13 protein-coding genes and 1 tRNA gene are annotated in these 12637 nt (G+C 67.4%); 8 read left to right on the top strand and 6 right to left on the bottom strand.

Going from position 1 to position 12637, the window contains the following annotated elements:
• The first annotated feature begins 109 nt into the window (after positions 1-109).
• Positions 110-3238 (top strand): glycosyltransferase, encoded by a 3129-nt coding sequence (locus ACP5M5_RS13370; protein WP_427938140.1) that lies wholly within the window; start codon positions 110-112, stop codon positions 3236-3238.
• Between the two features lie 23 nt (positions 3239-3261).
• Here the strand turns inward: ACP5M5_RS13370 and ACP5M5_RS13365 are convergent, their stop codons facing one another.
• The 3 genes from ACP5M5_RS13365 to ACP5M5_RS13355 are packed head-to-tail and all read right to left on the bottom strand — an operon-like array spanning position 3262 to position 5119.
• Positions 3262-3846 (bottom strand): YqaA family protein, encoded by a 585-nt coding sequence (locus ACP5M5_RS13365; RefSeq protein ID WP_427938139.1) that lies wholly within the window; start codon positions 3844-3846, stop codon positions 3262-3264.
• On the bottom strand, positions 3843-4205 hold the full coding sequence (locus tag ACP5M5_RS13360) for a MerR family transcriptional regulator (RefSeq protein WP_427938138.1): 363 nt from the start codon (positions 4203-4205) through the stop codon (positions 3843-3845). The genes ACP5M5_RS13365 and ACP5M5_RS13360 overlap by 4 nt, the downstream gene beginning before the upstream one ends.
• On the bottom strand, positions 4202-5119 hold the full coding sequence (locus tag ACP5M5_RS13355; protein ID WP_427938136.1) for a DnaJ C-terminal domain-containing protein: 918 nt from the start codon (positions 5117-5119) through the stop codon (positions 4202-4204). Before ACP5M5_RS13355 ends, ACP5M5_RS13360 begins: the two co-directional genes overlap by 4 nt.
• 169 nt (positions 5120-5288) lie before the next feature.
• On the opposite strand from ACP5M5_RS13355, the gene ACP5M5_RS13350 reads away from it, so the two are divergent.
• On the top strand, positions 5289-5849 hold the full coding sequence (locus ACP5M5_RS13350) for a fasciclin domain-containing protein (RefSeq protein ID WP_427938135.1): 561 nt from the start codon (positions 5289-5291) through the stop codon (positions 5847-5849).
• A 72-nt stretch (positions 5850-5921) separates the two neighbouring features.
• Here the strand turns inward: ACP5M5_RS13350 and ACP5M5_RS13345 are convergent, their stop codons facing one another.
• Both ACP5M5_RS13345 and ACP5M5_RS13340 read right to left on the bottom strand, forming a co-directional pair.
• The gene (locus ACP5M5_RS13345; protein WP_427938133.1) at positions 5922-6608 is read right to left on the bottom strand and encodes an anti-sigma factor; all 687 of its coding nucleotides are present in this window, start codon (positions 6606-6608) and stop codon (positions 5922-5924) included.
• Positions 6605-7198 carry a sigma-70 family RNA polymerase sigma factor gene (locus ACP5M5_RS13340; protein ID WP_427938131.1) on the bottom strand — a complete coding sequence of 198 codons (594 nt, stop codon included), beginning with the start codon at positions 7196-7198 and terminating at the stop codon, positions 6605-6607. Before ACP5M5_RS13340 ends, ACP5M5_RS13345 begins: the two co-directional genes overlap by 4 nt.
• A 239-nt stretch (positions 7199-7437) precedes the next feature.
• On the opposite strand from ACP5M5_RS13340, the gene ACP5M5_RS13335 reads away from it, so the two are divergent.
• From ACP5M5_RS13335 to ACP5M5_RS13315, 5 genes are all read left to right on the top strand, one after another.
• On the top strand, positions 7438-7836 hold the full coding sequence (locus ACP5M5_RS13335) for a hypothetical protein (RefSeq protein WP_427938130.1): 399 nt from the start codon (positions 7438-7440) through the stop codon (positions 7834-7836).
• A gap of 18 nt (positions 7837-7854) precedes the next feature.
• A complete protein-coding gene (locus ACP5M5_RS13330; protein WP_427938128.1) occupies positions 7855-8778 on the top strand; it encodes a transporter in 924 nt (307 codons plus the stop codon).
• 128 nt (positions 8779-8906) lie between these two features.
• Positions 8907-9533, top strand: a complete 627-nt coding sequence (pdxH, locus tag ACP5M5_RS13325) for a pyridoxamine 5'-phosphate oxidase (RefSeq protein ID WP_427938141.1) — start codon at positions 8907-8909, stop codon at positions 9531-9533.
• A gap of 104 nt (positions 9534-9637) precedes the next feature.
• Positions 9638-10510 (top strand): universal stress protein, encoded by an 873-nt coding sequence (locus ACP5M5_RS13320; RefSeq protein WP_427938126.1) that lies wholly within the window; start codon positions 9638-9640, stop codon positions 10508-10510.
• Positions 10511-10542: 32 nt separating this feature from the next.
• The gene (locus ACP5M5_RS13315) at positions 10543-11070 is read left to right on the top strand and encodes a MarR family winged helix-turn-helix transcriptional regulator (RefSeq protein WP_427938124.1); all 528 of its coding nucleotides are present in this window, start codon (positions 10543-10545) and stop codon (positions 11068-11070) included.
• Here ACP5M5_RS13315 and ACP5M5_RS13310 read toward each other — a convergent pair.
• The gene (locus tag ACP5M5_RS13310) at positions 11060-12451 is read right to left on the bottom strand and encodes a FliI/YscN family ATPase (protein ID WP_427938123.1); all 1392 of its coding nucleotides are present in this window, start codon (positions 12449-12451) and stop codon (positions 11060-11062) included. The two genes, ACP5M5_RS13315 and ACP5M5_RS13310, sit on opposite strands and share 11 nt — an antisense overlap.
• A gap of 114 nt (positions 12452-12565) precedes the next feature.
• Between ACP5M5_RS13310 and ACP5M5_RS13305 the strand changes: the two genes are divergently transcribed.
• Positions 12566-12637 (top strand) — tRNA-Asn (locus ACP5M5_RS13305).

The raw sequence follows: 12637 nt of genomic DNA, 5'->3' as shown, positions 1-12637 counted from the left end.
ATCATATATAAAATTTTCCAGCACTCCCCCGCGTTGCGATCTTTCTTCCGCCGCGCCAAACTTCGCCCTCCGCCGTTCGACCGACTCCGGTGACACAAAGGCCACCTCGATGGATGACACTCTCGCCGCCGCGTCCGATGACACGCCGTTTCACGCCTTGCCACCCGCCTACGCCCCTACCTGGCTGCTCGTGGCCCGGCTGTGCCGCGACCGCGATGTCATCGCGGTGCTGGCGGAGGCGCAGATGGCGGCGCCGGCGGTGGCCGCGCGCGCCGCGAAGTCGCTCCATCTCATCCCCCACGGCGAGATCGCGGACGGGCGCATGACACTGGCCGCCGCCAGCGCCGACATCGTGCTGTGTCCCGCTATGCTCGCGCCGCGCGCCGATCCCGTTGCCCTGCTCGCCATCCTGCGCGCCGCTCTGCGCCCTCGCGGCCTCCTGATCACCCAGGGTACCGACGCGGATGGCGCCGGTCTCGACGGCGCGGCCGAGATGCCGCCGCCGCGCGCCTCCCTCTCGCGCGCCGCTCTTGCCGGGCTTCTTGGCGCGAGCTTCGCCCATGTCGCTTTTGTATCCCTACGCGGCGGCACTGGCTTCCTCGCCCTCGCCAGCGATGCGCCGCTTCCGGATCTGCCGGCGGAATTATTCCTGCTCGCCGATATCGCGACCGCCGACGCACACCGCGTGGAAGCCGCGCAGGCGCGCGCCACGGCGGCGCGCGATCACGCGATGATCGCAACGATCGCCGCGCGCATCGAACGGCTGGAGGCCGAGATCTCGCGTCTTACGGCAAGAACCCTCGAGGCCGAAGGCGAAGCCGCGGCACTCCGCGCCGATCAGGCGAAATTGCTCGCTCTCGCGGGTCTCGGCCAGCGCTTGCGGGTGGTGCAACGCGGCTATGGCACGGCCCTTCGCCATGCCCGGCAAAGCGGCGGCTCGGCCCGCTTGCTCCGGCGTCGCGAAGACCAGAAAATCGCCACGCTCGCGGCGAGCCCGCTGTTCGACCGCGCCTGGTATCTCACCCGCTATCCTGAGGTCGCGGCGGCGGGGCGCGATCCGGTGGAACATTACGTGAGTGAAGGCGCCTTTCTCGGCTATGACCCCGGCCCGGAGTTTTCCACGCTCGATTATTACGCCCTGCATCCCGACGTGATTTCCGCCGACGTCAATCCGCTCGAGCATTACGAGCGTTTCGGCCGCGCCGAAAATCGCGCCATCCATCCGGCGCGGCACGCGAGCGCGGTATTGCCAGAGCCGTGGGAGACGCCAGCGGACGGGCCGCCCACGCCGGCGCCGCGCATTGCCTTCCTCTCGGGAGAAGCCGATACCCCGGGCCATACCTATCGCGTCACCCGCCTTGCGAACGCTCTGCGCGCGCTCGGCGCGATCGTCAGCGTCCATCAGCCGACCACGAAAGACGGCAAGCCGGTTCCCGGCGAGAAGCTCGCTGATCGCATCGCGGTTGCCGATCTCCTCATCATCTGGCGCCTCGGCTGGAGTGCCGAACTCCGCGACATCGTCGAGCGGGCGCGGGCGGCCGGCGCGCGGCTCGTGCTCGATGTCGATGATCTGATGTTCGACGCCGAGCACGCCTCGCCCGACGTGATCGACGGCATCCGCACCCGTGGCCTCGACCCCGCCGCCGTCAAGGGGCATTTCCTCGCCGTTCAGGAAACGCTGAAAGCGATGGATTTCGCGATCACGCCGACGCATTTCCTCGCCGGCGAGGTGCAACGCTGGGCGATCCCGACCTTCGTCATCCCAAACGGCTTCGATCGCGAGAATTGGTGGCTCGCCCGCCTTGCCCGCCGCGCCCGCGCGTTGGCCGGCGGCGATGGGCTGATCCGCCTCGGCTATGCCAGCGGCACCCGCACCCATCAGCGTGATTTCAAACGTGCCTCGGGCGCGGTCGCGCGGATTCTTGCCGCCCGGCCGCAATGCCGGCTGGTGCTGTTCCGCCACGGCCCCTGGCCGACCCTCGATATCGAGGAATTTCCCGAACTGATCGGCGTTGAGGATCAGATCGAGTGGCGGGCGACGGTGCCGGTCGCGGAAGTGCCGCGCGAACTCGCCCGTTTCGATATCAATCTCGCGCCCCTCGAAGCCGGCAATCCGTTTTGCGAGGCGAAAAGCGAACTCAAATATTTCGAGGCGGCGCTGGCCGGGGTTCCCTCCGTCTGCTCGCCGACGGCGCCGTTCCGTCGCGCCATCCGCGACGGCGACACCGGCTTTCTAGCCGCCGACGAGGATTCCTGGCACGCGGCGCTGCTCGCGCTGGTCGATGATCCGGCTCTACGGGCACAAATCGCCGGGCGCGCCTATCTCCATTGCCTTTGGGCCTATGGTCCGGAGCGGCGGGTGGAGATGGCGGCGAGTTTTCTCGATCAGGTTTTGCGCCCGGGAAGGCGAGCGGCGCGGCAATTCGCGCTCGATGTCGCGCTCGCGGCCCAGCCCGCGCCGGCTTTGCCCGCGCTCCCCGCAAGCGACATCGTCTTCGCCCACGACACGCTCGCCCGCGGTGTCGCGACCATCGTCGTGCCGCTTTACAATTATGCTGATTACGTCGTCGAAACTCTCTCCTCGATCAAGGCGCAGACACTGGCCGCGCTCGATCTCGTCATCGTCGACGATGCTTCGACCGATGCTTCCCTCGCGGTCGCGAAAGACTGGCTCGCCGCCCATCACCAGCGTTTCGGCCGGGCATTGCTGTTGCGCAATAGGAAGAATGCTGGTCTCGCGCTCACCCGCAACGCCGGTTTCGCGCAGGCCGAAACCCCCTATGTCATGCCGTTCGATGCCGACAATATCTTGCTGCCCGACTGCCTCAGCCGCTGCCTCGCCGCCCTCGAGGAAAGCGGGGCCGCCTTCGCCTATCCGACGATGCAGCGTTTCGGCGGCGCCGACGATGTGTTCGCGAACCTTCCCTATGACCCGATCCGCCTCGCGCCGGGGAATTACATCGACGCGACGGCGCTGGTGCGGCTCGCCGCCTGGGCGGCGATCGGCGGCTATCACGATATCCGCCCGACCGGGTGGGAGGATTTCGATTTCTGGTGCCGCCTCGCCGAAGCCGGGCTCTATGGCGTGCATGTCGATCAGAAGCTGGTGCGCTATCGCGTGCATGGCAATTCGATGCTGCGCACCATCACCAATATCGATGACAATCTCCGCACGCTGCGCGCCAAAATGCGCAAGCGCCATCCCTGGACACTGGAGGGGCGAGCGGCCGACGAATGAGCCCTCCGCGCCCTCGCCCGACATCAGCCGGGCAGAAAGCGCAACAACGCGAAGCCGAAAACGATGCCGAACGCGAGTGCGCCGGTGATGAGGCCGAGGCGGCGATCGATGAAATCGCGCGCGCGGTCGCCGAAATGGCGAAGGAGGGCGGCAACCGCGAAGAATCGCGCCCCGCGTGTCGCGAGACTGGCGGCCATGAACAACGGAAAATCGAACCGCGCGGCACCGGAGGCGATCGTCACCAGCTTGTAGGGGATCGGCGTCAGCCCCTTGATCAGGATGACCGCAAGCCCCCATTGCGCGTAGGCTGCGCGAAACCGCGCGAAGGCCGGCTCCAGGTGATAAAGCTGGAGAATGGGGATCGCGAGCCGATCGAACAGCGCATAGCCGATGCCATAGCCGAGCGCGCCGCCGGCGACACTCGCGAGCGTCGCGATCGCGGCGAGGCGAAAGGCGGCGCGTGGCCGCGCGATGATCATCGGGATCAAGAGGGCGTCGGGCGGGATGGGAAACACGCTGGCCTCGGCGAAGGCGATCAGCGCCAGCCACCAACTCGCTCGCGGCGTCGCCGCGAGGGCGAGAATCCGGCGATAAAAACGGCGCATCATGCGGGCGGGCTCGTCTCCGCCGGGTCGTCGGCCTCATCCTCGCCGAGCAGCGCGGCGTGCAGCGCCGCGCGGAGCTCCGGCGGCGCCGTCCGCGCCAACGCGTTGCAGAGGCGGCGCAGGCGCCGTCGCTGATCGTATAGTTGATCGAGCAGCCCGAGCACCAGCGGCAGCGTCTCCTCCTCGATACGATATTCGTGCCGCAAGACACGAATCAGATGGAGCCGCGCAACGTCGATCTCATCGAACGCCCAGCCGCCACCCGCTTCCCGCGGGCGCACCCAGCCTTCCCTGATCCAATGCTCGATATCGACACGGCTCAAGCCGGCCTCGTTGGCAACCAAAATGTCGAGAGTGATCATGCCGCGTCCTCCAGCCCGGCGCGCGGATTCCACGATGGTGGGTTATGACGATTGCGCAAAAACGCCGCGAGTTCCTCGTCCGCCGGCCCGAGCACCACTTGCAAGATGACATAGGCGTCGCCCGCCGGCTGGCCGCCGGACGCCGGCACGCCCTTGCCACGCAGGCGAAGCCTCGTGCCGGTATCCGAGCCCGGCGGAATGGTCAGCATGACCCGGCCATCGAGGGTCGGGACGGGAACACGCGCGCCGAGCACCGCTTCGCTGACGCTAACCGGGAGATCAAGGTGGATATCGCGGCCGACGCGGCGAAACAGCTTATGTGGTGCCACGGTGATTTCGATCAGCGCATCGCCGGGCGGGGCATCGCCGCGGCCCGCCTCGCCCTTGCCACGCAGGCGAAGTTGCTGCCCGCTTTCGATCCCGGGCGGGATATGGACGTCGAGTTCGCCGCCCTCGGGCAGCGTCAGGCGCTCGGTCGCACCCCGCATCGCGTCCAGAAATGGGATGGTGAGGGCGTAATGCCGGTCCCTGCCCCGCCGCGCGCCGCCCGCGCCGCGTGCGCCAAACAATTCGGAGAGAATGTCCCCGAGATCGTCATCGCCGGCGTCGCCGGCGGCATGACGATAGCGGCTGCCGGCGGCGCTTTCGGCGTGCGCGCGATAGGGGCGCGCGCCAGGCGGCGGCCGTTCTTGGCCGGCGGCATCGATTTCGCCACGATCAAAGCGCTCCCGCGCCGCAGGATCGGAGAGCAGGGCATGAGCGGCGTTGATCGCCTTAAAGCGCGCTTCGGCGCCGGGATCGCCGGGGTTGAGATCGGGGTGAGACGATTTGGCGAGCTTGAGGAAGGCGCTGCGGATCTGTTTTTCCGTCGCGTCACGCGGCACGCCCAGGATTTGATAGGGGTCGTCAGCCAATGGCGCTCTCCCGCCGTGAGTTTGGACATCCCTGATATAGCCGCAAACCGCGCCCCACCGGAGGGGGGCGAAAAAAAATCGCACCCGGCCGCATCCACTGCCGCCGCTCGCCGGTATCGGTGACAGCGGCCGCCATGGCCGCACGCTCACCAACAACAGGAGACAGTCGATGAAACGAATGATCGCGCTTTCTTTGGGAACGGCTCTGGCGTTCGCCGCCGGCGGGGCCTGGGCGGCGCAGGACAGCGTCGTCATGGTCGGCGGCCAGGCGATGTATCCCTCGAAAACGATCGTGATGAACGCAGTCAATTCCGCCGACCACACGACGCTGGTCGCGGCGGTGAAGGCGGCGGGCCTGGTGGATGCGTTGAACGGCAAAGGCCCGCTCACGGTTTTCGCCCCGACCAACGAAGCGTTCAATGATCTCCCCGCGGGGACGGTCGCAACCCTGGTCAAGCCCGAGAATAAGGCGACGCTGACCAAGATTCTGACCTATCACGTGGTCGCCGGCGATTACAGCTCGACCGCGCTCCGCAAGCTGATCCTCGCCGGCAACGGCATGGCGACGCTGAAAACGCTCGAGGGCGGCACCCTCACCTTCATGATGAATGGCTCGCAGAACATCGTCATGAAGGACGAGAAGGGCAACGTCGCCGATATCACCATCTATGACGTCAAACAGGCGAACGGCGTCATCCACGTCGTCGACAAGGTGCTGATGCCGAATTGAGTTTTCTCCCCCTCTTGGCACGCGACACCCGGGAAAGCGCGGCTTTCCCGGGTTTTTCGTATCGGCGCGGCGCTAATCGATGACGGCGAGGGTGCCGGCATAGAGCACCGGGCCGGTCGGCGCGCCGGTCGGCGAGCCGCCGCTCGGCTCGAGGCTGATCATAAGCTGGGTCGCAGGCCCCGCACCCTCGGCCCGCACCACCCGGGTGCCCTGCGCCGGCAACACCCCGAGCGAGCGCGGCCGCGTCTCCCCCGCCGGCAATTCCCAGAGTTCGAGACTGCGATCAGCGGCGACGCTGAGCGGTGCCGCGCTGGTGATGGCGATCTCGCCGTTGCCGATCATCATTGCCATGAAGACCGGCCCCTGGCCGCTCGCCGGCATCAAGGTGGCGACAGCGCGGGGGGCATGAGCGGGCGGCGTGCGCCAAAGAAGGAGGCCGGCGAAGGCGGCGGCGAGCGCCAGGGCGACGGCGGTGCTCGCCTGCCAGAGGCGAAGCCGGCGGCGAATCTGCACGGCGGCGAGATCGCCCCATTGCGGCGGCAAGGATTCGGCGATCCGCAGCCAAAGTTCGGGTGGCGGCGCAAGCTCGGGGAGCAGTTCGGCCAGCGGCGCGAGCCTTTGCTCCCATGCCCGGATCGCCGCCGCCAGAGCCGGCTCGCGCGCCGCCCGCGCCACCACCGCCGCCGCGGTTTCGGCATCGAGGCAGCCGAGCACATATTCGCCGGCGAGAAGATCGGGATCGTCGTCGCTACCGCTCATGGGTCGAGGCACTTTTTCAGGGCGTGTAGCGCCCGCCGGATCCAGGATTTGATCGTCCCGAGCGGCTGTTTCGTCGCCGCGGCGAGATCCTGGTGCGAAAGCCCGTCGACGAAGGCGCGCAGAATGAGGCGCCGGCGATCTTCCTCAAGCGTTTCGAGGCAGCGCTGCAATGCCTTGCCATCGCTGCTGGCAAGCAAATTGGCGAGAGGGTCTGGCGCCTCGTCCTCGACCTCGGGGACGGTGGCGCCGAGGGTCTCGCGGCCATAGCGGCGGATGAGATCGAGGGCGCGATAGCGCACCAGGCTGAGCAGCCAAGCCTCGGCATGACCACGCGTGCTGTCGAACTGCCCGGCATTCCGCCAGAGTTGCAGGAAGGCGTCCTGCACGGCATCGGCGGCGAGCGCCGATTGTCGAGTGATGCGAAGGGCCACCGCATAGAGCCGGCGCGCCCGGCTATCATAGATTCGGCGAAACGCCGCCCGATCGCCGTGCGCGGTTGCGCGGATCAGCGCGGCGAGATCATCGCCGGGCGGATCGAGAGACGGATAGCCTGGCGTATCGGGCGCCGCGGCGGCGCTGGCAAAGGACATGGCCCAGCCTAGCGGAGGCCGGCGCGCGGCAGCAAGCGGCGTGCCGCGGCGCGCTTGCCGCCTTGGCTGCAAACGTCCGTTACAATAAGGCCATCCCCCTATTGGCGACGACGTGTCATAATGCGATGTCATCGTGGTCATGAAGGACATACGCCCCGGCGCCGGGAGCCGATGCGTCGGGGGCGGGAATTTTTTGGCTACCGGCTGGCGCTCGCCGGTGGCAAGGAGAGATGCGGAGCATGCGCGGTTTGTCGAAGGCGAAATGGGGATTATCGCTCGGTATCGGGCTCCTGATTGCGCACGCTCTGGCGGTGCCGGGGTGGGCCGCCGATCCGGCGCCGGCCAAGCCGGCGAGCGATCTCCCGCCCGGTTATGGCGAGGTGCAGGTCACGGTCATGGGGGTGACGGCGCCGTTCACCGTGTTCGGCATCGTCAAGCGTCTCGGCCAAGTGCCAGGCGTCGACCATGTCTCTTTCAATCTTTTGCATGGCCTGGCCGATGTCAGGGTCAAACCGGGGGCCGTGATCACCGATGACGATCTCCGTCGCGCGGTACGCAATGCGTCCTACACCGCAGGGCCAATCACATGGCTCGCCCGCCCGGCCCCAGCGTCGGCCACCGCCGCAACGAAACCATAACGGCGGGGAGACGCGACGATGCCGGCGAAGAGTTTGGGCTGGGCTTGGTGGCGCGCGCCGCTAACCCTTGGGACGATCGTTGCGATCGTTATCCTCGCTTGCGCGGCGCCGGCGCGGGCCCAGATCACCTTTCCGTCCGCATCACCGATCTCGGCCGGCAATATCGTCATCCGCGCCCAGCCGACGGCGACCGAGGAATCAGGGGGCGTGCAGAGCCTCTATGGCGAGGGCGTCGTTCTCTATGGCGCCTCGCCGGATTTGACCTTCATTCTCGAAAACAAATCCATCGTCTCCAATTCCGCGGAACTCTTCGCCCACGGTCAGATGCAGGAGATGAACGCGACCGGCTTTGGCGATACCGTGCTCGACACCCGCTATATCGTCTATGAAAATGACGGCGTCGGCTCGACTTTCCGCATCGCCCCCTATTTCGGCATCGATATCCCGACCGGCATGCAGAACACCAACGCGTTCGTGCCGCGGGAGTTGCAGCCAGCCTCGGGTGACTGGGGCACCCGCGAGGCCCTGACATCCTCCTGGAACACCTTGTTCTGGAACGCGCAGGCCCTGATCGGCTATCAGAATTATGCCTCTTCGGGCGGCTATCAGGCGGGCGGCGGGCTGCTCGCCGATGCCGCGTTTCACTATCTCGTCTGGCCCGGCGATCTCGATCGCGAGGTGCCGGCGGAAATCTTTGCCTCGCTCGAGGCGAATTACACCCTCTACACCCCGGACCGGTTCCAAGGCGAGAATGTGTCTGGCACCGGCGGGCAGTTACTGACCGTCGATCCCGGTTTCATCTATAGCCGGCCGGACTGGGGTTTCGCCCTGACAGCGCTGCTGCCGGTGCTGCAGCAAACCCGCGGAATCGGCGGCGCGCGCTATGATTACGGGTTCGAAGCCGCGTTTCGCATCAACTTCTTCACCTACCATCACTGGTAAGGATCTCTTCGTGCCGAACGCTGTCGGCAGCGTGAGGCAAGGGCGCCTCGCCCCGGCAAATGCGTTGCGTCGCGGCTGCACCAGCGCGGCCGCTGCGCGCCGCAAACGGGCTTGGCGACGGCGGCGCATTGCGGCAGAACGGCAAGAACAAGAAAAGGAGATCAGCCATGTCCTCCGCCCCTGATCCGCTGCGCCATTTCGAGACGTGGCTCGCCGAGGCAAGCGCGGGTGAGCCGAACGATCCCAATGCGATGACGCTGGCGACGGCGAGCAAAGCCGGCCGGCCCTCGGCGCGGATGGTGCTGCTCAAGGAGGCGGACCCGCGCGGCTTCGTTTTTTATACCAACCTCGAGAGCCGAAAAAGCCTTGAACTCATAGAAAACCCGCGGGCCGCGCTGCTCTTTCACTGGAAGAGCCTGCGCCGTCAGGTGCGCATCGAGGGCGCCGTCGTCCCGGTCGCGCCGGAGGAGGCGGACGCCTATTTCGCGACCCGCCCGGCGCTGTCGCGGCTCGGCGCCTGGGCCTCGGATCAGTCCCGCCCGCTGCCCGATCGCGCGGTGCTCGAGGCACGGCTGGAAGCGGCGAAAGCGCGTTTCCCCGACGACGCGGCGATCCCGCGCCCGGGGCACTGGTCGGGCTGGCGGCTGGTCCCAGATTACTATGAATTCTGGCAGGATATGCCGTTTCGCCTGCACCGGCGCGAGGTTTATACCCAGAGCGGCACCGGTTGGGAGATCAGTCAGCTTTATCCCTAGCCCGCGCCGGCATCGCCCGCTAACCTCCGCCGTCGTGCTTTTTTCCCATCCGGCTCGGCTGCTGTTATCATGGTCGCGATGCGTGAGTATGGGAGGCTTCGGAGATGGCCATTCGCAAAATCCTGCTGCCCCTGACTGGCGCCGATTCCGGCGCGGGCGAGGCCGCGCTGGCCACAGCGCTTCTCGTGGCACAGCTCTGGCGGGCGCATGTGCTGGCGCTGCATGTCCGGGTCGATAGCCGCGATGTCGCGCCGCTCGCCGGCGAAGGGCTGTCGGGCGCGATGATCGAGGAGATGATGACGGCGACCGAGCGCGAGGCGACCGAACGGGCGCGCAAGATCCACGCCATGTTCGATCGCTTCGTCAGCGCGCACGGCGTTGCGGTTGCTGAGGCGCGCGCCGGCGCGGATACGGCGACGGCCCATTTCGCCGCGATCACCGGGCGCGAGGAGGATCTGGTGGCGCAGCAGGCGCGGCTCGCCGATCTCACCGTGGTGCCGTCGCCGCGCCAGGATGGCGATGCCTCATCGTCCGATGCACTGCACGCGGTTTTGTTCGACAGCGGTCGGCCGGTGCTGATCGCGCCGCAAACCGCGCCGACCGCGATCGGGCAGCGGATCTGCCTCGCCTGGAACGGTACCGCCGAAAGCGCTGCCGCCGTGCAAGCCGCGCTCCCCTGGCTGCAACGCGCCGCCGCGGTGCGTATCCTCTCGGCGCAGGAATATCAGCGGCGTGGGCCGGGCGCCTCCGATCTCGCCGAGTATCTCGCCCTCCATAACATCAAAGCCGATCTCTCGACCTTCCAACCGGTCGAGCGCGATGTCGGCGCTGGCATCCTCGCCGCTTGCCGCGCCTTTGCCGCCGACTTCCTGGTGATGGGGGCTTACTCGCATTCGCGGCTGCGCCAGCTCATTCTCGGTGGCGTCACCCGCCACGTCCTCGAGCACGCCGAGCTGCCGGTGATGATGAACCGCTAAACCGCGTCATGAACCAGACCGAGACCGCTGCCATGAGTGATGCCGCGACGGCGGCGGCACTGCGCGCCTATGTCAAGCTTTTTCGCGCCAGTCGCGCCATTCTCGCCCGTGTCGAACCCGGCTTGGCCGCGCACGGCCTGACCGCGACCCAGCTCGGCGTGCTCGAGGTGATTTGGCATCAGGGGCCGCTGACCCAAGGCGAGCTTGGCCGCAAGGTGCTGACCAGCGCTGGCAATATGACCGACGTCGTCGATAAGCTCTCAAACCGTGGTCTGGTGCGGCGGGTGCGCGACCTTGCCGATCGGCGGCATGTGCGGGTGGAACTCACGGGATGCGGGCGCGATCTCATCGCCGCCGTCTTCCCGCGTCATGCCCAAGACATCACCCGCGCCATGAGTGGGCTTTCGCCCTGCGAGCTGGAGCTGCTCGGAACCCTGCTTCGCCAGCTCGGCCGGCACGCCGCCGGCGAGGAAGCAGCGCCGGGCCGCGCCACCGCCGATGCGGCATCTAGCCCCGCGTCATCCGCCCGCACGACGCCGAGCGACGTGGTTAGTCGCTGAGGATCGCCGCGAGGTCGCGGAAGCCCTCCTCGATCGTCACCCGCTCCTCGCGCGTCTGGGCGAGGAGGGTTTCGATCGCGCGGCCCTTCTCCAGGATGCGGTCGAATTCGCCGTTGCGTCCGGCCTCGTAGACGCCCATTTCCAAAAGCCGGGTCAGCTCGGCATAGCGGGCGAGGATGGCGCGGCCGCGTTGCGCCAACGCCATTTCGGCGGGCGGCGTCGCTTGCGCCATGGTGCGCGAGAGTGAGCGCGCGACGTCAACCGGCGGATAGCGCCCGCCCTCGGCGATCCGCCGGTCGAGCACGATATGGCCATCGAGAATGCCGCGCACCGCGTCGGCGATCGGCTCGTCATGATCGTCACCATCGACAAGGACGGTGAAAATCCCGGTGATGAAGCCGGCCTCGCCCGCTTCAGTCTCGACGCCCGGGCCGGCGCGTTCGAGCAGCCGGGGCAGTTCGGTGAACACGCTCGCCGGATAGCCGCGCGCCGCCGGAAATTCGCCCGAGGAGAGGGCAATCTCGCGTAACGACTGGCAATAGCGGGTGACGCTGTCCATCACTAGCAGCACCGATCGCCCCTCGTCGCGGAAATGCTCGGCGATCGCCATCGCGGCATGAGCGGATTCGCGGCGCGCGAGCGGCGGCGCGTCGGAGGTCGCGACGACGACGACGCTTTGGCGCATTTTTTCGGCGCCGAGATGCTCTTCGATGAATTCGCGCACTTCCCGCCCGCGCTCGCCGATCAGCGCCAGCACCACGACATCGCATTCGGTATGGCGGGCGATCATCGAAAGCAGCGTCGATTTGCCGACACCGCTGGCGGCAAACAGGCCGAGGCGCTGGCCGAGGGAGGCGGTGGCGAAGCAGTTGAGAACGCGCACCCCGAGATCGAGCCGGCCGCCGAGCCGCGCCCGCGCGGTCGCCGGCGGTGGCGGCGCGCGGAGCAGCCGGCGACGCGGGCCGGCGGGCAGGTAGCCTTTGCCGTCGAGCGGCGCCCCGAACGGGTCGATCACCCGCCCGAGCCAGCCATCGGAGACGAAAAGCCCGCCGCGATCGGCGAATGGTTCCGCCTCGCCGCTGGCGAGCGCCCGCGCGCTGGCCTCGATCCGCGCTTCCATCCCGGCGCGGATGCGCTCGGTATGGCCGAGCGTCATTGCTGTCTGACTGGTGTCGGAAAATCCCAGAATCTCGGCGGGGATGGGGCGCTCGCCGGCGCCGTGGATGGTGACGCGCTGGCCAATGGCGGCGTGGTGAGAGAGCCCGGCGATCTCGACCGCAAGGCCGGAAACCCCCCGCACCTGGCCGGCAACCATCGCAACCGGCAGGTCGGCGAGCATTTCGTTGATTTGCCCGAGGGAAGCAAGGAAATCACTGCGCATACGGCGATCATGCCGGCGAGATCTTACCAGACGATAAAGAGGTATCGCGGATGCGGCCCGCGCACAAAAGGGGGTTTGCACCCGCTCTCCCCTCGGCTATAGGAGCCGAGCCGTTCCCGGATAGCTCAGTCGGTAGAGCAAGCGGCTGTTAACCGCTGGGTCGTAGGTTCGAGTCCTACTCCGGGA

This window comes from Acidibrevibacterium sp., assembly GCF_049965395.1.
Classification (GTDB): domain Bacteria; phylum Pseudomonadota; class Alphaproteobacteria; order Acetobacterales; family Acetobacteraceae; genus Acidibrevibacterium; species Acidibrevibacterium fodinaquatile.
This window is presented reverse-complemented; position numbering and strand designations above follow the sequence as displayed.